The sequence below is a fragment of the Paenibacillus sp. MABNR03 genome (assembly GCF_050455445.1).
GTDB classification, from domain to species: domain Bacteria; phylum Bacillota; class Bacilli; order Paenibacillales; family Paenibacillaceae; genus Paenibacillus; species Paenibacillus xylanilyticus.
Genome location: NZ_JBCIYR010000002.1, coordinates 1,349,965 through 1,373,405, shown reverse-complemented (window position 1 = coordinate 1,373,405; position 23,441 = coordinate 1,349,965). Strand labels below are relative to the sequence as shown.

Here is a 23,441-nt window from a genome sequence, read left to right as displayed (position 1 = left end):
AATCTGCTATACCCTACTTAGATCTTGCCTGCACTCCGTCTTCAGATCATTTATTTACGTGTTTACTGTTTCCTGAACTTCCGCGGCTTCCACAAACGGATGAGAAGTCCATAAATGAAGAATCCACCTAACAAACCACCCAAATGAGCCATCCAGCTAATGCCCGACATGGCAAAAGAGAAAATAATACCGAACACAAGCAGTGTGTATAACGTTTTGCGGGAGGCTTCGTCCATCATCGTCCGCTGGAACAAAGCAACATACAGAAACGCACCATAGATAGCATAAATCGCTCCTGAAGCACCGACCGAAATCGTAACCTCTCCAGCAGTGTTATACCATGCCACCGCCAGAATGTTACCCAAGATACCTCCACCCAAATACAGCAAGCCATATCTCACTGAACCAAGTAAGCGTTCCATCGGTGGCGCAAATACAACTAGCGCGAAACTGTTAAATAACAGATGACTGAAACCCGCATGAAGGAAAATGGACGTGAAGTACCTCCACCATTCTCCAGAGAAAAACTCATGATTTGTCAAAGCACCAAACTTGAGCAGCGTCATTGTATTTGTCGATCCACCATTGACAGCAAGTAAAATAAACATAACGACGTTGGCTATCAAAAAAATTGACGTCAGCGGGAAAAACTTTAAGTAACTTCTCCAATTTTCATACCGTAAAAATATCATAAGCTTCTTCTTTCACTCCACCCTGTTCAGATCTGCCTTTAATTCCGATCCATTGTATTGATTGTTCGTCTGAATTGGACAATGCCTTTCATAAAAGATTATAATGGATTTTGGCACGGATCACCAATTTAAAGGAGGAACATTATTATGGCACAAGAACGTACAGGCGCAGCCACATTCAAAGGCAACCCTATTACATTGATCGGACCCGAACTGAAAGTGGGCGATCAAGCACCCGATTTTACTTTGAGTAAAAATCTGGTTGAAGATGCATCCCTGAAAGACTACGCAGGCAAAATCAAACTGATCAGCGTTGTTCCTTCACTCGATACGGGAGTATGCGATGCCCAAACCCGCCGCTTCAACGTCGAAGCTGGAGACCTCGGTGACAATGTTGTCGTTCTAACGGTAAGTGTAGACCTCCCGTTTGCACAAGAACGCTGGTGCGGAGCAGCCGGTGTAGACCGCGTTGTAACATTGTCCGATTACAAAACACGCTCATTCGGTGAAAACTATGGTGTTCTGATCAAGGAATTCCAATTGGACATGCGTTCCATCTTTGTAGTGGATACCGAAGACCGGATTACATATGTGGAATATCTGCCTGAGATGACAGAATCCCCTAACTTCGAGCAAGCAATTGCAGCTGTTAAAGCTTTGCTGTAAAAGGACTCCATGTTCAGAACAAAAGCGAGGAAGGTTCACCTTCTCTCGCTTTTTGTTTGTTTATCCATCCATCTATTTCAATCGTTTGCCTTATATTTGGCGAGCTTCTTATCCAATACAGAGAACAGGTTCATGATCGTCCGATAATTGGAACCCAGGTCTCCAAGTGAACCGCGTGAAGCTGAATACATATCCACCGCACTGCGAACCGGACTAACCGAAATAACTGAAACCGTAATATCCATGGTCCGTCCAAACGTCGTCCGTTTCTCCAGAATAATCTCTCCAACCGAAGGAACCTCGTGAAGCACCTTATAACCCGGAATCTTTTTCAGTGTCGAAGAAACCTCTTCCCAGGCTCTGTCTTTGGATAAATTATAATAACGTGTTTTTAATTTTGGATCCTTGGCTCGATCGCTGGTTCCCTCCATACTGCGGATGATACCGACGAGCGTTCTCTTTAAGGTCAAGACCCTTCCTCCTTTGAATGTAACCGTTCCATTTATGTATTCTAGTGTAACATTGTTCAAGTAGTAACAAAAGGGCATACAGTGCTTTTAACAGAAATACACGGGTCAAAACATAAAAAGTTCAAACAAAAAACACCCTGCAATTCCTGGATTAGAGGAAAGAGTCAGGGTGCTGTACTTGTAACATAGGAACCCGCCTATGCCGTCCGGCTACATTGTCTTATGAACCTGCTTGGCAGGTGGGTGACCGCAAAAATGCTTTTTGAAGTCCCCATGTCGTATAGACAGGGCGTTTCAGCAACATTCTGTGTAGATCTCCCGAAGACATCATCATTGGTTCAAAACAACGAATAACCGAAACGTACATCGCAGGATGTACAATTATTATATCCCTAACTGTGTAAAAAGTAAATGGTGATGACTCATGTTTTATTTTTGCAGATTATCGTTTTTCACTTCAGCTGCTTCAACATCACCGATGGTCTCTACAGAATCGCCGGCCTTAGCAGCCTCCTCTTCTTCCTTCTTCTGCTGCATTTTTTCCATCTGCTCCTGCATCTTCATGAAGGTCGCGTAGAAGTTAAAGAAGGCAAACCAGGCAATAATGCTGATAATGAAGAAGATAAACAATACCGGATACCGGAATCCAATGTAAAACAACAGCCCGCTTCCAAGCAATGTAGAGAACACACGAAACGGTCTGATCAGTGTCAAGAGCACTGCATTTTTAATAATGAGTCCGATTGACATATGATAGTGTACAACCATCGAGAAAAAGTTAAACAGGGATACAAACAAAAGCAAAAGCAGCACAAGCATAATGATTCCCACCAGCTGCATATTGCGGAACTGTGTCATGTATACTGTATAATCCAGATACATGATGGCAAACAACAGGGTATAAAATATGCCCCCAATTAAACTTTGCTTGTAGTTCTCTTTGTAGCCTACAAAGAAAGTACGGAAGATCGGCACATCTGTGTCACCCATATTCCATTTGCGTACGACCGTGAACAGGGCCGAAGTTGCCGGAAAAAGTGTAAGCGGTGCCACAATAGCTATAGCCCAGTTCATTTGCAATGATTCATTTGCGAGATTCTGCTGCATAACGAGCAGTTTCATAATCAAGAAAAACAAGAATGGAGACGAACAAATAGCCCACAACAGATTGGTTGCGGCCAGTCTTGTAATCCACTCTGTAAGCCGGTAGATCCCACCCATAGCTCCTTTAAATTCCAAACATTTCTCCTCCTCCGCAGCCTTGCGTCTAACCTGAAGTCTAATATTAATATACCTTATTATAGATAGGAAAAGCCAGTACTTCCCGAAAACAGATCAACAATCCCTCTAATCCATTGCCATTAACAGCATGGAATTATTGCACATATTCCACAATAAAAAAAATGGAGCAGTTACCTGCCCCATTTCCCATTTCAGCCTTGCATACTATTCGAAAGAAGAATCTTTCGCAGGACGACGTCCTTCGTTGTTGCTTGGACGCGGTTTGCGGTCACGGTTGTAACCACCTTCTCTGCTTCCACCGCCACTGCTGTTGCGATCGCGGTTGTAACCACCACGTCCGCCACCACTGCTGTTACGGTCACGGTTGTAGCCACCGCCACCACCGCTGCGGTTACCGCTGTAGCCAGATGGTTTACGTCCGCTGGAGCGAACATCTGGTTTACGACGTTTAGCACGAATCGGATCTTCTGGAGTCAATTCAACTTGAGCGTCTTTTTTGTCACCTGTCAGGAGCTTCAGGGAAGCAGACAACAGTTGAACAGAATCATATTGCTCAAGCAATTGAATTGCGATACCTTTGTATTCGTTCAGTTCACCGGATTGTACAATCTCAAGCAAACGCTCAGCTGTCAAACGTTGTTTACCTTCTACAGCCTCAGCCAACGTTGGCAGTGGTTTGCGAGGGATACGGTGACGTGTTACACGCTCAATGAAGTGCAAGTGATCGATCTCACGTGGTGTAACGAATGACCAAGCAGCACCCTCTTTACCTGCACGGCCCGTACGACCAATACGGTGAACGTAGCTCTCAGGATCTTGCGGAAGGTCAAAGTTCACAACGTGAGTTACGCCGGATACGTCGAGACCACGTGCAGCCACATCTGTTGCAACGAGTACATCAATGCTGCCGTCACGGAACTTACGCATTACTGTATCACGTTGGTTTTGAGACAAGTCACCATGGAGACCATCAGCAGAGTATCCACGTTTTTGAAGCGCTTCTGCCAATTCGTCAACACGACGTTTTGTACGTCCGAATACGATCGCCAGTTCAGGAGATTCCATATCCAGCAAACGGCTGAGTGCTTCGAATTTTTGACGCTCAGGAACTTCGATGTAAGCTTGGTCAATCAGAGGTGCACTAACTTGTTTCGGAATTACGGATACGTGCTCTGGGTTGTTCAAGAATTGCTGAGCCAGTTTTTGAATGTTAGGAGGCATTGTTGCTGAGAAGAGCATCGTTTGACGATCAGCCGGAACTTGTTTAAGGATGGATTGAATATCCTCCATGAAGCCCATGTCGAGCATTTCATCTGCTTCATCCAATACAACCGTTTGTACATCTTCAAGTTTGATCGTTTTGCGGTTAATGTGATCCAGGAGACGTCCAGGTGTACCGATGATAATCTGTGGTTTTCTTTTCAGTGCACGGATTTGACGAACGATGTCTTGTCCTCCGTAAATTGGCAGGGAGCGCAAACCTTTGAAGCGGGTGAGTTTTTCGATCTCTTCGGCAACTTGGATCGCAAGTTCACGTGTAGGTGCCATAATGAGGGCGCGGATTTTTTCGTCGCTTTTGGAGATTTTGCTGATCAGCGGAATACCGAATGCTGCTGTTTTACCTGTACCTGTTTGAGCTTGGCCGATCAAATCTCTGCCTTCAAGCGCAATAGGGATCGATTTGGATTGAATCGGTGTTGCCTCTTCGAACCCAAGTTCGGTGATGGCTTGCAGCACCAGTGGTTCAAGATTGAAATCTGCGAAATTTAAATTTGTCAAAATTATTCATACTCCTTCTATAGGGTGGACATGGTGGACAATCCACTTTGTTGTCTGTATTCTTAAGTAGCGTTAATATTTATAGGGTATCCCATAAGGGCAAATTATTTTCACAATCATCACAATTCGTGAATGGGTCCCCAACATAAGACTAAAACTACATACATCTGTTTGAAACATTTCAAATTTTATCGTTCCATTTGGAAAAAGTTCCCTACTCAAGAATATCCACAAATTATTATATCACAAAACAAATCAAGATTACCAGCAATCTGGTTTTAAATATAAATGAGGTGATTAAATTGCCCAAAATAATTTGGCACTCTTTAGTGATCATATTGGGTGCTGCAGCTATAGCCTGCGGCTTTAACTGGTTTTTGGTCCCCCATCAGCTGCTAAGCGGCGGGGTATCCGGTATTTCCATGCTTCTTGGTTATTTTACAAATTTAAATCTTAGTGTAATGTATTTTGTTCTTAACATTCCTTTGCTCGTTGCGGGTTGGTTTATTCTTGGACGACGATTCATTATATTGAGCATTGTATCGGTAGCAGCCACTTCCTGGTTTATTGGATTGCTGCCTGTTTTTGTCGTGGCTACAGACCCTCTCCTCAGCTGTGTATTCGGGGGCGTTTTGGTAGGTCTGGGCACAGGAATCTCCTTCCGGGTAGGCGGTTCTACCGGCGGATTGGATATTGTCGGTTCCATTTTCACACGATATCGGGACTTTCCGATTGGTACGGTTATGGCAGGCATGAACGGGGCAATTATTATGCTCGCGGGTTATCTGAACAATGACTGGAACATTGCCTTGGCCTCCATGGTATCGATTTATATCACAGGGAAGGTGCTGGATCTGATCCACATCAGTCATATTAAAGTGACATTGTACATCATCACGAATGAGACAGAATCCATGTTGAAAAAATTGCTGGTTCGTCCTCGCGGAGTCACGAAGATCAAAACCCAAGGGGCATATACCGACATTGAAAAGGACATGTTAATGACGGTGACAACCCGTTATGAGCTCGTTGAGATTAAACGCATCATTAAGGAAACCGATCCCAATGCGTTTGTGAATATCGTCGAAACGGTTGGTGTCATGGGTTCTTTCCGCAGAAGTTGAGACACATGTACGGTTAACAATTTATATAATTGTGGTATAATAATTGTGCACGGCTCCTAAATATGATGTATAGCAGGATCTGCCCTTCACTTTCACAGGCCATATGCTTTTCCGATTCGCGCCGAATGACTTACCATTTTGGAATTCGAGTAGGAAAGGGTGATTATTGTGGATATGGAAACGGTAAAACTGTTTGAAATCGTCAACAGATGGTGTCCGGAAATGCTCCCTTTCTTAAAACCGAATGAGCTCGATTCACTTATTGTTCTCCGGGATGGGCTGGGCATTCTGGAGCAGGGAGACGCAATGGAAATCATTCAGTACAGTATTTGTGAGCATCAGAACGATATTTACATTCAATAAATTTTTTGACTGATTACGCCGCTTCTTGAGAGGTTTCCCCCTCACAGGAAGCGGTTTTCAATTTTCCAGTGTTGTTTCATTACTTGATTAATATGGTTAAAAGCCCAGAGGCTTTATTATATAATTCAATTATGGAATGCACATAAGGGAGTGGGAATGAAATGAACATGTTTTGGGCTTTACTGGCCATGGCCATAGGAAGCTTCAGTGGTACAGCTGCAACAGCAGATCAGGGAAATCAGCAATTTCAAACATTAACGAACAGTTTCAACACCGCACTTATCCAATCACAAAAAGATCATGTCGTTATTGATGCAGATCATCCGCCTGCCAAAGTTGATCCTCAGCCGGACGCACCTGTTGTTAAAGGAATTTATGTTACAGCATACAGCGCTGGCGGAGCACGGATGAAAGAATTGCTCGATCTGATTGATAACACGGAGCTTAATTCCATGGTCATTGATATCAAGGACGATCTCGGATACATAACCTACCCTACGGAGAACAAATCACTACAAGAAATGGGCAAATCCCAGTCATTTATCCGGGATATTGACGCTTTGATGAAACGGCTGCAGAAACATGAGGTCTATCCGATTGCCCGGGTCGTCGTGTTCAAAGATACGATTCTTGCCAAAAAAAATCCGGAACTTTCCTTCCGAAACAAGGACGGTTCGGTATGGGCCAACGGCAAAGGCGACAGTTTCGTGAATCCTTACAGCAAGGAAGTCTGGGATTATAATATCGAAATTGCCAAAGAAGCCGCCAAGCTTGGATTCAAGGAAATCCAGTTCGATTATGTTCGTTTTCCAGAAGGCTTTGAGAATCGCGCAGATAAGCTCAAATACACCAAAACGGATAAGTCGCGGGTTGACGTTGTAGCGGAATTTGTTCAATACGCCCGCAAGGAACTGGCGCCGTTGGGTGTCCGGGTTTCGGTGGATATCTTCGGCTACGCAGCCTCAGTGCCTGCAGCAGAAGGCATCGGTCAGGATTTTGTAAAAATATCCGAAAATGTGGATGTGATCTCACCAATGGTCTATCCAAGCCATTACTCAACGGGATGGTATGGTGTGAAGGACCCTGACAAGGATCCCTACACCACGATCAAAGGTTCCATGGAAGACACGCACAAGAAACTCGACCCAACCAAAGAGCTCAAGCCGGTAATTCGTCCGTGGATTCAAGACTTTACGGCAAGCTGGCTTGGCAGCGGGCACTATATCAAATACGGCAAAAAACAAGTTGAAGACCAGATTCGCGCAATGAAAGATATGGATGTAGATGAATACCTGCTCTGGAATGCGTCCAATCGTTACACCTCTGGTGTGAACTATAAGTAAAGATAAGTCAGGCACTCTTCCCACCTTTATTCACCTCGTTCCGTTTGTGCGGAGCGAGGTTTTTTATTTGTTTTGTCACCTATCTGGAGCTGTTCCCTGTTCAAATTCGGCAAAATCCACTACAATGAATAGCTGTCCATATATGTCAGTTGGATGATCATTCTTATGAATAGCGAGGCACTCGAAGTGAACATGACAACCACAAGTTTTTCGCAAAAAGTAAAACAATTCCTGATCATATTTTTACCCATATTCACAACACAGATCGCCCTGTCTGCCATGTCCTTCTTCGATACCAATATGTCAGGCAAGTTTTCCCCGGCCGATTTGGCTGGTGTAGCAATAGGTACGAGTCTGTGGATGCCGGTACAAACCGGGCTTAGTGGAATTCTCATCGGAATCACTCCTGTGGTATCCCATCTGCTTGGCTCCAAACGCAAGGATCAGATCGGACACAGTGTCATACAGGCACTTTATTTGGGCATTGCCGTCAGTCTTGCCGTTCTTGCCATAGGAGCCATGATCCTTACCCCAATTCTGAACGGGATGCCGCTGGAACCGCGTGTTGCCCAGGTTGCCCTATATTTTCTGTGTGCGCTGGCTTTTGGTATCCTTCCACTATTCGGATATACCGTGCTGCGCAGTTTCATGGATGCACTTGGGCAGACACGAATCACCATGTTCATCACGTTAGTTTCCCTGCCAGTTAATATTTTACTGAATTATTTACTCATCTTCGGACGATGGGGTTTTCCCCAGCTGGGGGGTGTGGGCGCAGGTGTGGCTACCGCGTGTACCTACTGGCTTATTTTCCTTATCAGCATCTTCTTTGTGCATCGGATTGAGCCTTTTGCCCAGTATGGGGTATTTCGTCACCTCACTGGCGTATCACTGGGAAAATGGAAGGAACTCCTCAAAATCGGGGTACCCATCGGCTTCGCTACTTTTTTTGAAACATCGATCTTTGCTGCCGTGACGTTAATGATGAGCCGGTTTGACACCATTACGATTGCTGCCCATCAGGCTGCCCTCAATTTCGCGTCTACGCTGTACATGCTGCCAGTAAGCATATGTATGGCCCTTACCATCCTTGTTGGATTCGAGGCGGGTGCTGGACGTTTGAGAGATGCCAAGCAGTACAGTCTGCTAGGTATTGGCGGAGCCATTGTACTATCACTGCTGACAGCGGTTGTATTGCTCGTCTTTGGGGAACAAATTGCAGGTCTGTATTCAAACGAACGTGAGGTCATTGCCTTAACTCAGCATTTCCTCATTTATGCCATCTTCTTTCAGATATCGGATGCCATCGCTACACCAACCCAAGGTGCACTTCGGGGATACAAAGATGTTAATCCTGCGTTGATGATTACGTTCGTGGCTTATTGGATCATTGGTCTTCCCGTAGGCTACATTACAGCCACGTATACATCGCTTGGCGCTTTTGGATACTGGATCGGCCTTATTGCCGGCCTTGCTGTCGGTGCCACTGCACTGCTCTGGAGACTGTTCCTGGTTCAGCGGAAAACTGCAGTTCGCATGGTTGAACAATCAAATTAATCAGTTCAAGGATAAAAGTAAGCAAGCTCACATTACTTTACATCACATCACATTTCATGTGATGCAAAAAGAGCACAGCGCCGTCAACCCGGGCTGTGCTCTTTTGATTGTTGTTTATTGAGATAAACGTTGTGCAAGTTCGTACGTATTCATGTCGAAATCTTTTTTCGTGTTAACGACTTTATCGATATCTGTCAGGACCAGCTCACCTTTGATAATCCCACAACCCTTGTCGGTCTCACCGGAAATCAGGCTGCGTACAGCGAAGTCACCCAGACGGCTGGCCAGGTTACGATCAAACGGAGTTGGCGTACCGCCACGTTGAATGTGACCCAGTACAGTTACACGCGGCTCATATGTCGGGCAGCGTTCCATCAGTTCTTTGGCCACATCTTCGCCTCTGCCAACGCCTTCAGCAACGATAATGATACTGTGACGTTTACCATGTGCGAAGTTGGCTTTCATCCGGTCTGCCACTTCATCCATGTCGAATGGAACTTCCGGTACAAGAATCGTTTCGGCACCGGACGCCAGTCCGGCATGAAGTGCAATATCGCCACAGTGGCGGCCCATAACCTCAACGATGGAAGAACGTTCATGAGAAGACATGGTATCACGCAGTTTGTTGACTGCATCTACCACTACACTTACTGCTGTATCGAATCCAATTGTATAATCCGTAAATGAGATGTCATTGTCAATGGTTCCTGGAAGACCCATCGTGTTGATCCCCAGTTTGCTCAGTTTGTTGGCACCATTGTAAGAACCGTCCCCACCGATAACAACCAGACCATCAATGCCACGGGCACGCAGGATGTCTGCTCCCTTTTGCTGGCCTTCTGCCGTGTAGAACTCCTTGCAGCGAGCCGATTGCAGAACCGTTCCGCCACGCTGAATGATGTCACCTACACTGCGCAGATCCATTGGGAAAATATCGTTATTCAACAGACCCTGATACCCGCGTTGAACCCCGTATACTTCGAGACCGTGGAACAATCCGCTGCGAACCACCGCACGAACAGCCGCGTTCATTCCTTGTGAATCACCACCGCTCGTTAAAACTGCGATTTTTTTTACTGCTGTCATGATGTTTCTTCCTCCTCTAGTTTCACTTCAGGCTTCCGCAACAATGCGCCTGACTTACATGTGTTTGCGAATCCAGCGACTGAAGATAAAGAAAAAAACTCTGGTCATTGGACTCTTCTTCATCAAACGCTTGGATACGGCGCGAACTTCCTGCTGTTCGCTGACTTTGGGATCAGACAGGTAAATGGCAAGCAGTCCTTCGATAATCATCCGGTGAAAAGCGCTGCCCGGAATATTCTGCACATCACTGCGGGCCATCTCCACAATAAAAGCAATGCGGTCCAGCATCGTCTCCACATTCTCGTAGTAATTGCAGAAGTTGAGATCTCCACCGATACGATCTTCATCCTGATCGATTAAATAATCGAGCATAATGTGCAATGCGCATACATGCGGAAAATAGGCAGTGTGGATCGAGGCCGCCTGCTCTTCAGTCAGCTGATCATCACTTGCAGCCAGAAACAGCATGAATACGCCCAGCGTAGAGCCGGTAGCGGCGGCAAATTCGTTCCAACGGAACTGAGGTGTTCGGTGGCGGTGCTCCGACCACCATTCGAGCAGTGCCGTTTCTCTCAGTTCCGGCTTGATGTGCTTATATACCTGCAGGTCCGTGTATAGGCCTGCCAGATCCTGAATTTGGGGCTTGGCGGACGCATATCCAGGCAGCTGACGCGTCAACTCCTGACATGTTGTCACCAGATTCCGCAAGTATCCACCGTCGTCCTGCTCCTCTCGGAGCGCATAATAATTGACTGGTGTTGCTTCGGGATCTACCGCATCAAGCATGGATTGATGGAGAAGCCGAAAGTCATTCGGGTCCATCGATGTGCTGCGGTCGCACAGATTGTCCAAATAATCACTAATAGTTTGATAAGAAACAATGAGCGGAATCAGGATGTGCCTCTTTGGCATATCAGGCAAAGCATAAACCGTTCCGCCTTCACAGTGAAACTGTTTGTCTTTGAGACTAGCCAGGGCCTGATTGCGTAATTCCTCATTCGGAATTTTCTCGGCCTCAGCACGCCAGGCAGCCAGTTCTTTCCGCGTTTCCGGAATGGTGTACTTGTACACCCCTCTCATCAATTCCAGCGGTCCCCGCGGATATTGATGTCGACTTTGATTAGATTGGCTCAAAATAAATGTGCCTCCACTTGGTTGAATACGTATTAGAGCGATTTTTAACCAATCCCATTATAATATGAACCCCTTAATTGTACAAATGATCTACCGCATAATCACGGCAAAAAATCGCATCCGCTGCCAGGTCTTTGTGATATACTAACCATATTTCATCCATCAAAGGAGTCGTTGACATGACGTCAAGTGAGCCTCTCTCGTGGAGACGGTTATTTGCTTTTTTTGTGCCGCTCGGCATATCCGCCTCTTTGGTTACCATTTCTCACGTAATTATTAATAGTACACTCGCCAGATCTGCCCACCCGGAGACGGTCATTGCCAGCTACGCCATTGCCGGCAGTCTGCTGACCCTTACCGAACGCCCCTCCACACTGCTGCGGCAAACCTGCTCTGCGCTGGTACGGGACCGCCTTTCTTTTCAGGCCCTCACATTCGTCACCAAAATATTTCTTGCCTGCGTACTGCTAATTGGATTCCTTATCGTATACTCTCCTGTTGGTACAGTGGTTTTTAAATATCTGTTTGGCGTGAGTCCCGATCTGTTGACCAAAGTGATTGATGTTTATGAAATTCTGATGTACGTCAGCATTTTCTCCGTCATTCGCAATATCTACCAGGGCATCATTATTACGAATAACCGGACCAAATGGCTGACCATCGGCATGTTATTCCGTCTTGGCGGCATGTACGGCCTGTCTCTGTATTTCATCTATACAGACAGCATTAACAGTGGTCGTGTAGGCGCTATCATCTTTGCGGCAGGCATGATGATCGAGGCCCTGGTGAGCTTTCTGGAAGGAAACAGCATCAAGCGAAGCATGCCAGCCAAGCTTGAAGATCACCCTGTTGAAAGCAAGGGAGACGTTTTTCGCTTCTACAAACCGCTCTTGTTATCCAGTTTTGTGGCCTTGTTCATCGGACCCGTCATCAATATCGTACTTGGCAAAACAACCGGAATTGCGCTGGCCATCTCTTCTTTTGCTGTAGCCAGCAGTCTGATGCAGCTTATGCTGAGCTTTTTTACTTATATCCATCAAATTGTGCTGAACTTCTATCAGATTGATGCCAAACTGGTGAAAAAATTCGCACTGGTCACCGGATTTATTCCGTTTGCCATGACTGTATCCATTGCCTACACACCTCTGGGTCCCTGGGTACTGGAGAATGTAATGAGCGTTCAAGGCAACCTGCTGCAGCAAAGCTTGTGGACACTGCGTGCCTTTGTACTATTCCCGCTGATTTCACCTTTTCTCGACTTCAGCAATGGATTGATCCTGCTGCGGGGACAAACCAAAACGATGTTTCGGTCCCAGTCAGCCAATGCCATCTGTACGGTTATCGTACTGCTCATTCTGGTCACCATATTTCCAGCGTGGAACGGCATGATCGGAGCGGTCGCTCAGTCTCTTGGCCTGCTTGCCGAACTGATCATTGTCTGGCTTGTCATCCGGCGCACGCAGAAAGAGCCTTCCATGTCTGCTGCACCGTCCGGAAAATCACCTTCACTTAAAGGCTAAATATTGAAATGCATTGAAGAATGGAGTCTCTCAACATGAAATTAAGTCACAACGCCCGCCCGGATCAAAACTGGCTGCGGGCACTAATGTTCACAATCTTCGGCTCTACCGTACTGGTTGTATCCTATTTGCAGCTGTATTTCAGTCATCTGGGATTCAGCCGGGCTGAAATTGGATACCTGTACGGGATCGGTCCACTTGTTTCGGTATTCTCCAACATGTTCTGGAGCATGGCCAGTGATCGCTATAAAACGGTCCGCAAAGTCATGATTATTCTGCTAGGCGGACAATTGATTACAGGTGTCATGCTGGCAAATGCCACGTCCTTCGGACAGGTATTTATCCTGGTAACCTTGTTTTACTTTTTCTACTATCCGGTTTATCCCCTTGCCGATACGATGGCGATTACAACTGCAAGCAAATATGGCCGCAATTTCACGTCCATTCGTGTTTTCGGCTCGATCGGCTACGCATTTTTTGCATTAAGCATCGGGTATTTTCTTGGCTCTTTTGGACCGGGATGGACGATGTGGGTGTGCATCGCACTTGCGGCCATTACACTTCTGATCAGTTTCCGATTACAGGATCAGGAAGAGCCTTGTGGCACTACCAGTAAAATGGACCTTTCAGGGCTGTGGGCGATCTTGAAACGGAGGGATGTCCTTAGCTTTTTCGGCTGTGTCTTCCTGCTGGCACTGGGTCACCGGATGAACGAGGCTTTTCTCACCATCACGCTGAAGGACCTCGGTGCCAGTGAAGGGCTAATCGGCTGGTCTTTGCTCATCTCTTCCGTGAGTGAAATTCCGATTTTTCTACTGCTCAGCAAGTATGGCAATCGTTATAAGGAGCTTCCACTCCTCACGTTCGCTGCGCTGATGTACACCATTCGTTTATTGCTAATGTCTGTCTCGGATACACCTGCGGCTGTTGTTGCGATTCAGACCATGCACAGCGTTACCTTCGGCATTTTCTACGTGACAGCCGTCCGCTATATTACACGCCTTGTTCCCGATGCGTACCGTGCAACAGGAATGGCCCTGTTTACCATTGTGTGGTCCAGTGCCTCTGGTCTGCTCAGCGGAACCTTTGGCGGTTTGATATTGGATCATGCCGGCAGGCATGTTTTCTATCTCACAGCAATGGCATTCTCACTCGCTGCACTTGTTGGCTTCGTCCTGAAGCTGCTGTCCAGCATGACCAATCGTGCGCAATGAGCGCTATACAACCTTTGCCACATATGAACACAAAAAAGCACAGTCTCCCGAGGGGGACTGTGCTTGGGTTCTTTATATTCAGCTAGAAGCCAATCATTTATAAGAAATCCGATAAACGGAAAAATCTTACAATTTAATTACGTTAGCTGCTTGAGGACCACGGTTTCCATCAGTGATTTCGAATTCTACCGCTTGACCTTCTTCCAATGTTTTAAAGCCGTCGCCTTGGATTGCGGAGAAATGTACGAATACGTCCTCGCCGCCTTCAACTGAAATAAAGCCATAGCCTTTTTCTGCGTTAAACCATTTAACTGTACCTTTCAAATGAACAACCTCCTAAAAATATCGCCATCTATGGCGAATACCCTAATTATACTGTATGACTTTCTACATTGCAATTTATCTTTTCAATAAATGCGGAAAAAATTTGCTTTGAATCGTAGGGTACGGTATCATTTTACCAAAACCGTTAGTTTGGAGACTACCTATGATAAAAAAACATGAAATATACAAAACCGACAAGTGGAATATGATGACTGTAGAGGTACAGGGCAAATATCTCGTACTCCGTGAAATTTCCGAAGAATGGGGCGAGGAATGCCACACATTTCTCAGCCGCCCTGCCTTGATGCACTGGGCTGAACGCCGTTTTCCTAAGGCTGATTTTGAGAACCGCGAAGATGAATGGCGTCAATTGATGGCTGCTTTCAAAGAGGTGTAATGGATGCCGCTTGACTCAAGCAATGTCGTCATCTTCATTATCCTTGCCTTTTGTCTGGGAGCTGTACTTATTCTGGGACGCAATTCCCTCCCGGATCGACTTCGGCGGGGAATGGCTCTCATTGCCACACTGCTGATTTGTTTTGCTTTTTTCCTGATCGTCTATTTCCTAGCCAATATGGGAGCCTAGTGCTCTCAAATATTTCAACAGGCCCGAGGCCATACTATACCGGATTGTTCGTATAGTGAGGAGGAAGGCCGCTTGAAATACCGCAAATCGCTGTTTGTCTTGCTAGTACTCAGTCTGATTCCTTCGTCTCTCTCCGCACAAGCGAGCGAGCCGGGGGCAGACTGGTCTATACATCAACTTCATCAAAGGAGGATTCCCATGAGTCAATTATTGAAACGTTCCGAGGTGCCAACTGAACATACCTGGAAACTCGAAGATTTGTTCGCCGATCAGAAAGCCTGGGATCAGGAATACGAAGAAGTAACGTCTCTGACCAAGAAAGCCTCCGAATTTCAAGGCAAGCTGAACAAGCCGGAATCTCTTAAGGCATGTTTCGAACTCGAAGATGAGGTCAGTCTCAAAATTGAACGCCTCTTTGTGTATGCACGCATGCATCAAGATGAAGACACAGCTAATCCTACATACCAAAACCTGTCCCAAAAAGCGCAAAAGCTGAGTGTACGTGTTGGCGAAGCTCTTTCCTTTGTGACACCCGAAATTCTCTCTCTACCGGATGATCAGCTGGATGCATTCATTGCCGATGAGCAATTGTCTGCATTCAAGTTCACGCTGGAAGAGATGAAACGTGAAAAGGCGCATGTCCTGAGCAAAACGGAGGAAGCTCTGCTTGCACAGGTGGGCAACTTGTCCCAGGCACCACAGACGATCTTCAGCATGCTGAATAACGCTGATCTCAAGTTTCCCAAAATCAAGGACGAACATGGCAACGAAGTGGAGCTTACCCACGGGAGTTACATTCAGTTCCTGGAGAATCCTAATCGCGAAGTTCGTGAACGTGCTTTCAAAGCCGTGTATGAAACGTATTCCAAACAGAAGAACACCATTGCCGCAGCCCTGAATGCCAACGTCACCAAAAACATGTTCTATGCCAACGTCCGGAAGTATCCGTCCGTCATGGAGATGTCCCTGTACGGGGACAACATTCCAACGGATGTTTACACCAATCTGGTGGACACCATTCATGAGAGCCTTCCACTGCTGCACCGTTATATGGATCTGCGCAAAAAATTGCTCGGTGTGGACCAACTGCATATGTACGATCTGTTCGCTCCACTGGTCGATGAGTATAAAATGGATATTACGTATGAGGAAGCCAAACAAACCGTTAAAGATGGTTTGAAACCGCTTGGCAAGGACTATGCAGATGCTCTGCAGGCGGGTTATGATGACCGCTGGATCGACGTATACGAGAACGAAAACAAACGATCAGGCGCATACAGCTGGGGTGCATATGGCACTCACCCATACGTCTTGCTTAACCACAAAGACAATCTGAACAGCATGTTTACGCTGGCACATGAAATGGGTCATGCCTTGCATTCGTATTATTCGGATACTTCCCTTCCGTATCGGGATGCACAATATACCATTTTCCTTGCAGAAGTTGCATCCACAACCAATGAGGCGCTGCTGATGGATTATCTGCTTAACAAATCCACGGATCCAAAGGAAAAGCTGTATCTGTTAACATACTATGCAGATCAATTCCGCACCACCGTGTTCCGTCAAACGATGTTTGCAGAATTTGAGAAAATCATTCATGAGCGTGCAGAAGAAGGCGAAGCCCTTACGCCGCAGCTGCTCTCTGAAATTTATTATGACCTTAACGTCAAATACCATGGAAACAGCATGGCTGTTGACAAGGATATCGAGATGGAGTGGGCGCGTATCCCCCATTTCTATAACAGCTTTTATGTTTATAAATACGCAACCGGCTTCTCTGCAGCAACAAGCTTCTCCAAACAGATTCTCGAAGAAGGTCAGCCTGCGGTAGACCGTTATCTCGGCTTCCTCAAGAGTGGTGGAAGTGACTACTCCATCAATATTCTGAAAAAAGCAGGCGTGGATATGTCTTCACCACAGCCAATTCGCGAAGCCATGAGTGTCTTCAAAGAATTGATTGAACAAATGGAACAATTGACCAAATAAGGTTACCCTACTGTTCCATGTGACCTGTATCCCTTGCCCGAATGGGCAAGGGATTTTATCATCAAGCCAGATGCACAGCGCCTTCTTTGGGGTAATGCATTCTATTCCTGAATTGTTCAACAAGGAGGCACCACCATGAAAATGCAATGGACCCTCATCGCAGGTCTTGTTTTTGCACTTCTTACCGGAATCTTCGCTGTAATTAATGTGGATTCCGTGCAGGTCAACCTGCTCTTTAACACGGTTCAAATCCCATTAATCCTGCTGATTTTAGGCTGTACCCTGATCGGCGGAATCATTGTAGGATCCTATGGCATTTTCCGCCAATATCGATTGCAGCGCGAGAACAAGCAATTGAAACTGCGTATATCCGAATTGGAAAACTCCACTTCAACTTACTCGTCACCCGATTCCTATACAACGACAGAACCATTTGTAGAGACAGAACCGGATCGCATTGCTCAAACCGATTCCATCCAGAGTGGGCGTAAAGGAAATTCTGCGGATACGTTGTAAGAAGGAACAGCCTGCTGGATAAGGAATGGTTTGACCCATTCTACCAGACAGGCTGTATTCTTGTTTAACGGAACACCTATTATTAAGGAGGAAGCTCTATATGAATTTTACAATTAATGAATCCTACGTCCTGACCTTTCTGAAAAAGCTGCTGGATACCCCAAGCCCAAGTGGTTACACACACTACATTATGGAGATGATCCGGGAAGAAGCACGATCATTGAATGTCCCATTCGAACTAAACAACAAAGGTGGGGCCGTACTTACTTTACCTGGTCAAGATTCATCCAAAACGGTGGGGCTTAGTGCACATGTGGACACTTTAGGTGCCATGGTACGTTCCATCACTTCCTACGGTACGCTCAAGCTGACTTCTGTTGGCGGATTCTCTATGCATAGTATTGAAAATGAGTATTGTACCATCCATACACGTGACGGCAAGACATACACCGGGACCATTCTCTCCCTGCATCCTTCTGTTCACGTCTACCCTGACGCCCGCACCTTTGAGCGTACGGAGAGCCATATGGAAGTTCGTATTGATGAAGTGGTCTCGTCCAAGGAAGACGTTCTGGGACTGGGAATCAGCGTGGGTGACTTTATTTCTTTTGACGCACGTGCGGTAATTACACCAAGCGGTTATATCAAGTCACGTCATCTGGATGACAAAGCCAGTGTGGCTGCCCTATTCGGCATCTTGGAATCAGCGCATCGGGAAGGCTGGAAGCCACTACATAACATTTCTCTGCTTATTTCGAACTATGAAGAAGTTGGTCATGGTGCCTCCTATATCCCGGCAGAAATCAGTGAATTGATCGCTGTAGATATGGGAGCAATGGGTGATGATCTCAGCTGTAAAGAAACGGATGTATCCATTTGTGCCAAAGACTCCTCTGGCCCGTATGATTATGATATGACAAGCCGACTGATTGAGCTTGCCAAACAAGCGAATCTTGATTACGTAGTCGATATTTATCCACAATACGGCTCTGACGGTAGTGCCGCCTTGCGAGGTGGGAATAACATTCGTGCTGCGCTGATTGGTCCGGGGGTTCACGCTTCCCATTCCATGGAGCGTACACACAAGGATGCCGTTCTGAATACGGCCCGGTTGCTGGCTGCATACATCACAACCAAGTAGTCAACCAGCCCGTGCCTCAATAATAAACGAAGATGCCACCAACAGCTCATTCAGGCTGCCTGGCATCTTTTTTTACTCTTATCTGAATATCCCATCCTATTCGGCCTGCTCCACATACTGATGATATCGCTGCTCTAACCCTGTTAAATCTCGCTCATGATCACGGATTTCATTTTTCAATACATGCAATGTACGGCGAACTGTACGCAAACCATCCTCCACCTGGGATTCCGCTTTGCGTATTTTGTCCTGTACCATCCAGTCCACAAAGAGATTGTCGAAGAAATAATCTGCAAAGGATAACAAACCTCCTAGCTCCAGGTCCGTGTGTACAGCCATTTTTACATCTTCCAATTCCTTCTGGAATCGTTTCAGATGTCTTCCAGCTTCGGTTATGGCAGATTGCGCGTCATCCATACGACTGCGTTTGATATGAGTAGATATCATGCCCCCACCCATCATGTCGTAAACTCCCCAATTCCCTGCAGACTTCAACGCATCACCGGCACGATTCAGTGCACTCAGTAACCGTTCACCTTCACGATCTGCCTCCTTAAGTTCCTTCATTTCGCCGCGCAAATGCTCCAAATCCTCTGCCAATTGCCTAAGTTCATCATTGTTTGACAGAAGTTGATTTTCCTTTTTGCCCCACAACACCTTGTAATCATTTTCCCAAAAGCGATATTTACTCTGCTCATCCAGTTCGCGCTGCACTTCCTTGCGCTGCTCATGGATGTCGTTTAACATGTGGCAAGCTGTATCGTATTCAGCCTTACTCTCCATAAGCTCCATTTCCTCCTTCTCCAGGCGCTCCTGCTTTTTACCGATCAGGTTATAAAAAAATGCAGACAGCGTCATGCTATTCAGCCGATCGACATCATCCTGCTCCTTCTGGAGATGTTCCAGGCGCCGCTGTACTTTCGTTTGCCACTCAGCTTCTTCCTCATTCAACTTCTCCATTCGTTTGTTCCACTTCTCGTAAATTCTCCCCTTCTCCTTGAGCACAGCCAGTTGTTCATTCAGTTCTTTGTACATAAATGTGGTGTTCTCCTTTCGCTGGAACTATTTCCTTACTACTTACAACGCAATGGATATGGTTAACGTTTCATATAAAAAAAATCGCCATCCCTCAAAACACAGCGTTAAGCCACATTTTAAAAGATGACGATTCAATTGATTCAATTAGGATTTGCTTTTCTCAATCTGCTCAGCAAGCTCATTCAGGAAGGTCCAACGTTCCATCAGTTCGTCCAGATGACGCTCTGCCTCGGCCTGCTCTGCCATCAGTTCCTGCAGACGGGCTGAATCACTGAAGGATTTCTCCATCGCAGTGGTAATCCGCACAAGATTGGCTTCGGCCTTCTCAATATTCTCATCGATCTGATCATACTCCCGTTGTTCCTTGAAGCTGAATTTCAGCTTGGGTTTGGCTGCTGCTGCAGCAGACTTAACCTCATCCGTTCCTGCTTTTTTCGCTGCTGAACCACTATCGCTCACCGGAGAAGCTCCCGGTGCATTCTTCAGCATCCATTCCGCATACTCACTATAGTCGCCAACATGAACCCGAATGGCACCATCGCCCTCGAACGCCAGCACTTTATCCACGGTACGATCCAGGAAATAGCGATCATGGGATACAACGAAAACAACACCGGGAAAGTCATCCAGGTAATCTTCGAGTACCGCCAGCGTTTGAATATCCAGATCGTTGGTCGGCTCATCCAGAAGCAGTACATTCGGCGCAGCCATCAGCACACGCAGCAGATAGAGACGACGCTTCTCTCCACCTGACAGACGAGAGATTGGCGTCCACTGCGATGCAGGTGTGAAAAGGAACCGTTCCAACATCTGGGCTGCTGTAATCAGCGACCCATCGGCAGTCCGCACATTCTCGGCTACTTCCTTGATATATTCAATGACTCGCAGAGATTCATTCATTTCCTGATGCTCTTGTGTGAAGTAGCCCAAATTTACGGTTGGACCAAGAACCACCTCACCGGAATCCGGCTCCAGTTTGCCAGAGATCATCTGCAGCAGAGTCGATTTACCACTGCCGTTCGGTCCAACGATACCCACCCGGTCGCCAGGTACGGCAATATAGCTTAGATCTTCAATTAATTTGCGATCGCCCGCCGATTTGGACAAATGCTCAATCTCCAGAATCTTTTTGCCCAATCGAGTGGATCCTACCGAAACCTCCAATGAGCCAGAACGATTAGGACCTTGTTGGTCCTTCAGCTGTTCGAACCGGTCAATTCTCGCTTTTTGTTTCGTTGTCCGCGCCTTGGCTCCGCGACGAATCCAGGCAAGCTCCGTACGCAGCAGATTTTGCCGCTTTTGCTCCGATGCCGATTCGCGTTCTTCCCGCTCCGCCTTCAACTCTAGAAAACGGGTGTAATTCGCCTCATACCGGAACAAACGTCCATGATCAAGCTCCAGCATCACATTCGCCACACGATCCAGGAAATAGCGATCATGCGTAATCATGAGGAGCGCACCGCGGCGTTTTTGCAAATACTGCTCCAGCCAGATGACGGAATCATTATCGATATGGTTCGTCGGCTCATCCAGGATGAGAAGCTCACAGGGATGAATCAGTGCAGACGCAAGAGCTACCCTTTTGCGCTGTCCACCGGACAATGTTCCCATTAGGGCATCGAATTGACGGATACCAAGTTTGGACAGAATGCTTTTTGCTTCACTTTCCATCTGCCAGATCTGGAGCTGCTCCATCTGCTGGTTCAGACGCAATAACCGTTCTTGCAATGCTGGATCGGAAGGATTGAGTTCTAACAATTCCATCGTCTCCGTATATTCACGCATTGTTTTCATTTCTGGGCCATCGCCCTCAAATACTTGCTGCAGTACGGTATTATCAGGGTTAAACTCAGGATTCTGTGCCAGAAACTGAATACGCACATCATTACTGATGGCAATCTGTCCTTCATCTGCCGGCTCCATGCCTGCAATCACACGCAGAAACGTGGATTTTCCTGTTCCGTTCACCCCAACGACGCCGATCTTGTCCTGATCCCCCATGCCAAACGAGGCATCCTTGAACAATATTTTCTCGCCATAGCTTTTCGCAATTTGCTCTACCGTCATTATGTTCATTGCTCGTTACCCACTTCTCTGTAAATTGAAATTCAATATTCTCTTGATTCCACGCACATGATGATACTTATATTTGTAAAAAGGAACGGCATCCGTCCAGAAATAGAGCCGCTGCAAAAGCAATTCGTTTATTCAGGTCTTCCTCATTGAACTCCGGATTCAGCATGATGTCCATCTTCAATCGGTCCAAAATCCCGATGTAAGCTTCAGCCAGAAGCACGGGTTCAGGTACGCTTGCACTTTTCAGCACCTCACAAACCATGCTCATATACTCATTCATGAATGCCTTCATAAATTTCATCAAGTCCGGATCATTGTTGGGTGCCATAAAAAACAGTTTCGTATGATTGCGCCGCTCGTAATAATAGGTCAGGTGTGTCTTGGCAATAGCGCCAAGCTTGTCACCCGTGTTCTCCTGAGATTTCAGAGCATAATCAAGCCTGCTGATAAAACCGTTACAATCCCGCTTGGATACAGCGATAAATAATTGTTCCTTGCTTTTGAAATATAAATAAATGGTGCCTTTTGCAATGCCTGCTTCGTCCGCAATATCGGACATTTTTGTCTCATAAAATCCTTTTGAGCCAAAAATACCATAAGCTGCATCCAAAATAGCCTCCGATTTGTCTCCATGCACAGTGCTCACTTGCACTCCCTCCCTACAGCGCCAAAATGTTGCCCAAACCAATCGCCACACATCCTCCGATCACCGAACTCAGGACATTGACGAGATCGTTGCTCATCCATGCCCAGCCACGTGCTCGCACTGTCGTGCGCCCACAATGTTCGCTGACCTCAACTTCGCGCCCACATGTAGTGCAGCGGTACATTAACTGAACCGTTGCTCCCAGATAAGAATCGGCAATCGCTCCAGCCAGTCCACCCACAAGGCCTATGCACGTCCAGATCAGAAGACCCTGAGTCTCAATTCCTGCGATCCATGAAAAGAAAAATGCACCGACTCCAATTAACGCTCCGCCTACAGCAGCCGCCATTGTACCAAGTAATGACACGCCTCCGGATGCGCCTGGGGTCAGCACCTTCCAAGTCACAACTGAACGTGGCGGTTTGCGACTTAGACTTCCGAGCTCGGTAGCCCAGGTATCAGATGTCACGGTTGCCATGACTCCAACAAACGCATATGTCCAAGCCGGGTGTGGTATGATCCAGTATCCCAGACACAGAACCATGCCGATTCCACCGTTAGCCAGCACTTGTCCTGCATCCCGATTGCCTGTCTTGGCATACGATTTCTCAAGCTCCTGCTTGCGTTCCTTGCGATATTTGGACAGCAGCGTTGAGGTAATGAAAAATAACAACAGTGTGCCAAACCAAAACAGGTTACCTGCTCCGTAATAGATCGTCCCCATCATCACAGCTGCCAGGCAGCCGGACAAGGTTAGCGACTTCTTCGCGTAGGCAGCACCCGCCACAATAAAAGCGCATACGGCGCCGATAATCCAGTCCATAATCTCTCCTGCATGTGGAAGCATATAGGGTCCACATGACGTTTATTATATTTTTGAAATTCAATTATACCACGGTTTGACCCCAATGCCGAAACTCCCGTAGCCGGCATAA

The 23,441-nt window shown here is 46.6% G+C and carries 23 protein-coding genes and 1 other RNA gene; 12 read left to right on the top strand and 12 right to left on the bottom strand.

Annotation, left to right across the window (positions count from 1 at the left end; translation table 11 throughout):
- Positions 1-62: 62 nt before the first annotated feature.
- On the bottom strand, positions 63-692 hold the full coding sequence (locus AAIH57_RS15105) for a rhomboid family intramembrane serine protease (RefSeq protein ID WP_430022107.1): 630 nt from the start codon (positions 690-692) through the stop codon (positions 63-65).
- A gap of 147 nt (positions 693-839) precedes the next feature.
- Between AAIH57_RS15105 and tpx the strand changes: the two genes are divergently transcribed.
- Entirely contained in the window at positions 840-1,358 is a 519-nt protein-coding gene (tpx, locus tag AAIH57_RS15100) for a thiol peroxidase (protein ID WP_175399747.1), read from the top strand.
- 77 nt (positions 1,359-1,435) lie between these two features.
- Here the strand turns inward: tpx and AAIH57_RS15095 are convergent, their stop codons facing one another.
- The 4 genes from AAIH57_RS15095 to AAIH57_RS15080 form a co-directional block, all read right to left on the bottom strand.
- The gene (locus AAIH57_RS15095) at positions 1,436-1,828 is read right to left on the bottom strand and encodes a DUF1499 domain-containing protein (protein ID WP_154896022.1); all 393 of its coding nucleotides are present in this window, start codon (positions 1,826-1,828) and stop codon (positions 1,436-1,438) included.
- Between the two features lie 186 nt (positions 1,829-2,014).
- Positions 2,015-2,206, bottom strand: a non-coding RNA gene (ssrS, locus tag AAIH57_RS15090) — 6S RNA.
- 51 nt (positions 2,207-2,257) lie between these two features.
- Entirely contained in the window at positions 2,258-3,067 is an 810-nt protein-coding gene (locus AAIH57_RS15085) for a YesL family protein (RefSeq protein ID WP_175399746.1), read from the bottom strand.
- Between the two features lie 207 nt (positions 3,068-3,274).
- Positions 3,275-4,849, bottom strand: a complete 1,575-nt coding sequence (locus AAIH57_RS15080) for a DEAD/DEAH box helicase (protein WP_175399745.1) — start codon at positions 4,847-4,849, stop codon at positions 3,275-3,277.
- Positions 4,850-5,151: 302 nt separating this feature from the next.
- Here AAIH57_RS15080 and AAIH57_RS15075 point away from each other — a divergent pair, with 302 nt between their 5' ends.
- From AAIH57_RS15075 to AAIH57_RS15060, 4 genes are all read left to right on the top strand, one after another.
- Positions 5,152-5,973: a YitT family protein gene (locus tag AAIH57_RS15075; RefSeq protein ID WP_430022106.1), complete on the top strand. Its 822-nt coding sequence runs from the start codon at positions 5,152-5,154 to the stop codon at positions 5,971-5,973.
- 174 nt (positions 5,974-6,147) lie between these two features.
- Positions 6,148-6,336 (top strand): hypothetical protein, encoded by a 189-nt coding sequence (locus AAIH57_RS15070; protein WP_170948057.1) that lies wholly within the window; start codon positions 6,148-6,150, stop codon positions 6,334-6,336.
- 161 nt (positions 6,337-6,497) lie between these two features.
- Positions 6,498-7,679 carry a putative glycoside hydrolase gene (locus AAIH57_RS15065; RefSeq protein WP_430022105.1) on the top strand — a complete coding sequence of 394 codons (1,182 nt, stop codon included), beginning with the start codon at positions 6,498-6,500 and terminating at the stop codon, positions 7,677-7,679.
- Positions 7,680-7,844: 165 nt separating this feature from the next.
- Positions 7,845-9,236: an MATE family efflux transporter gene (locus AAIH57_RS15060; RefSeq protein ID WP_430022104.1), complete on the top strand. Its 1,392-nt coding sequence runs from the start codon at positions 7,845-7,847 to the stop codon at positions 9,234-9,236.
- A 114-nt stretch (positions 9,237-9,350) separates the two neighbouring features.
- Here the strand turns inward: AAIH57_RS15060 and pfkA are convergent, their stop codons facing one another.
- The gene (gene pfkA / locus AAIH57_RS15055) at positions 9,351-10,322 is read right to left on the bottom strand and encodes a 6-phosphofructokinase (protein ID WP_175399742.1); all 972 of its coding nucleotides are present in this window, start codon (positions 10,320-10,322) and stop codon (positions 9,351-9,353) included.
- Between the two features lie 54 nt (positions 10,323-10,376).
- On the bottom strand, positions 10,377-11,456 hold the full coding sequence (locus tag AAIH57_RS15050) for a tetraprenyl-beta-curcumene synthase family protein (RefSeq protein WP_175399741.1): 1,080 nt from the start codon (positions 11,454-11,456) through the stop codon (positions 10,377-10,379).
- A 179-nt stretch (positions 11,457-11,635) separates the two neighbouring features.
- Between AAIH57_RS15050 and AAIH57_RS15045 the strand changes: the two genes are divergently transcribed.
- Together AAIH57_RS15045 and AAIH57_RS15040 are read left to right on the top strand one after the other, a co-directional pair.
- Positions 11,636-12,976 (top strand): multi antimicrobial extrusion protein MatE, encoded by a 1,341-nt coding sequence (locus AAIH57_RS15045; protein ID WP_175399740.1) that lies wholly within the window; start codon positions 11,636-11,638, stop codon positions 12,974-12,976.
- Between the two features lie 35 nt (positions 12,977-13,011).
- Complete coding sequence (locus AAIH57_RS15040) at positions 13,012-14,190, top strand: MFS transporter (RefSeq protein WP_430022103.1); 1,179 nt, start codon at positions 13,012-13,014, stop codon at positions 14,188-14,190.
- A 126-nt stretch (positions 14,191-14,316) separates the two neighbouring features.
- On the opposite strand, the gene AAIH57_RS15035 is transcribed toward AAIH57_RS15040, so the two are convergent.
- The gene (locus AAIH57_RS15035; RefSeq protein WP_095288023.1) at positions 14,317-14,514 is read right to left on the bottom strand and encodes a cold shock domain-containing protein; all 198 of its coding nucleotides are present in this window, start codon (positions 14,512-14,514) and stop codon (positions 14,317-14,319) included.
- A 163-nt stretch (positions 14,515-14,677) separates the two neighbouring features.
- Between AAIH57_RS15035 and AAIH57_RS15030 the strand changes: the two genes are divergently transcribed.
- From AAIH57_RS15030 to AAIH57_RS15010, 5 genes are all read left to right on the top strand, one after another.
- Positions 14,678-14,911 carry a hypothetical protein gene (locus AAIH57_RS15030; RefSeq protein WP_056700248.1) on the top strand — a complete coding sequence of 78 codons (234 nt, stop codon included), beginning with the start codon at positions 14,678-14,680 and terminating at the stop codon, positions 14,909-14,911.
- A 3-nt stretch (positions 14,912-14,914) separates the two neighbouring features.
- Complete coding sequence (locus tag AAIH57_RS15025; protein WP_430022102.1) at positions 14,915-15,100, top strand: hypothetical protein; 186 nt, start codon at positions 14,915-14,917, stop codon at positions 15,098-15,100.
- 198 nt (positions 15,101-15,298) lie between these two features.
- A complete protein-coding gene (gene pepF / locus AAIH57_RS15020; protein WP_175399866.1) occupies positions 15,299-17,089 on the top strand; it encodes an oligoendopeptidase F in 1,791 nt (596 codons plus the stop codon).
- 135 nt (positions 17,090-17,224) lie between these two features.
- Entirely contained in the window at positions 17,225-17,605 is a 381-nt protein-coding gene (locus AAIH57_RS15015) for a LapA family protein (protein WP_430022101.1), read from the top strand.
- A 100-nt stretch (positions 17,606-17,705) separates the two neighbouring features.
- Positions 17,706-18,746 carry a M42 family metallopeptidase gene (locus AAIH57_RS15010; protein ID WP_430022100.1) on the top strand — a complete coding sequence of 347 codons (1,041 nt, stop codon included), beginning with the start codon at positions 17,706-17,708 and terminating at the stop codon, positions 18,744-18,746.
- Positions 18,747-18,842: 96 nt separating this feature from the next.
- On the opposite strand, the gene AAIH57_RS15005 is transcribed toward AAIH57_RS15010, so the two are convergent.
- The 4 genes from AAIH57_RS15005 to AAIH57_RS14990 all read right to left on the bottom strand — a co-directional run bounded on the left by AAIH57_RS15005 (position 18,843) and on the right by AAIH57_RS14990 (position 23,329).
- The gene (locus AAIH57_RS15005) at positions 18,843-19,781 is read right to left on the bottom strand and encodes a hypothetical protein (protein ID WP_430022099.1); all 939 of its coding nucleotides are present in this window, start codon (positions 19,779-19,781) and stop codon (positions 18,843-18,845) included.
- A gap of 147 nt (positions 19,782-19,928) precedes the next feature.
- On the bottom strand, positions 19,929-21,860 hold the full coding sequence (locus AAIH57_RS15000; RefSeq protein WP_430022098.1) for an ABC-F family ATP-binding cassette domain-containing protein: 1,932 nt from the start codon (positions 21,858-21,860) through the stop codon (positions 19,929-19,931).
- 67 nt (positions 21,861-21,927) lie between these two features.
- Entirely contained in the window at positions 21,928-22,506 is a 579-nt protein-coding gene (locus AAIH57_RS14995) for a TetR/AcrR family transcriptional regulator (RefSeq protein WP_175399733.1), read from the bottom strand.
- 13 nt (positions 22,507-22,519) lie between these two features.
- The gene (locus AAIH57_RS14990; RefSeq protein ID WP_430022162.1) at positions 22,520-23,329 is read right to left on the bottom strand and encodes a DUF92 domain-containing protein; all 810 of its coding nucleotides are present in this window, start codon (positions 23,327-23,329) and stop codon (positions 22,520-22,522) included.
- Positions 23,330-23,441 lie beyond the last annotated feature (112 nt).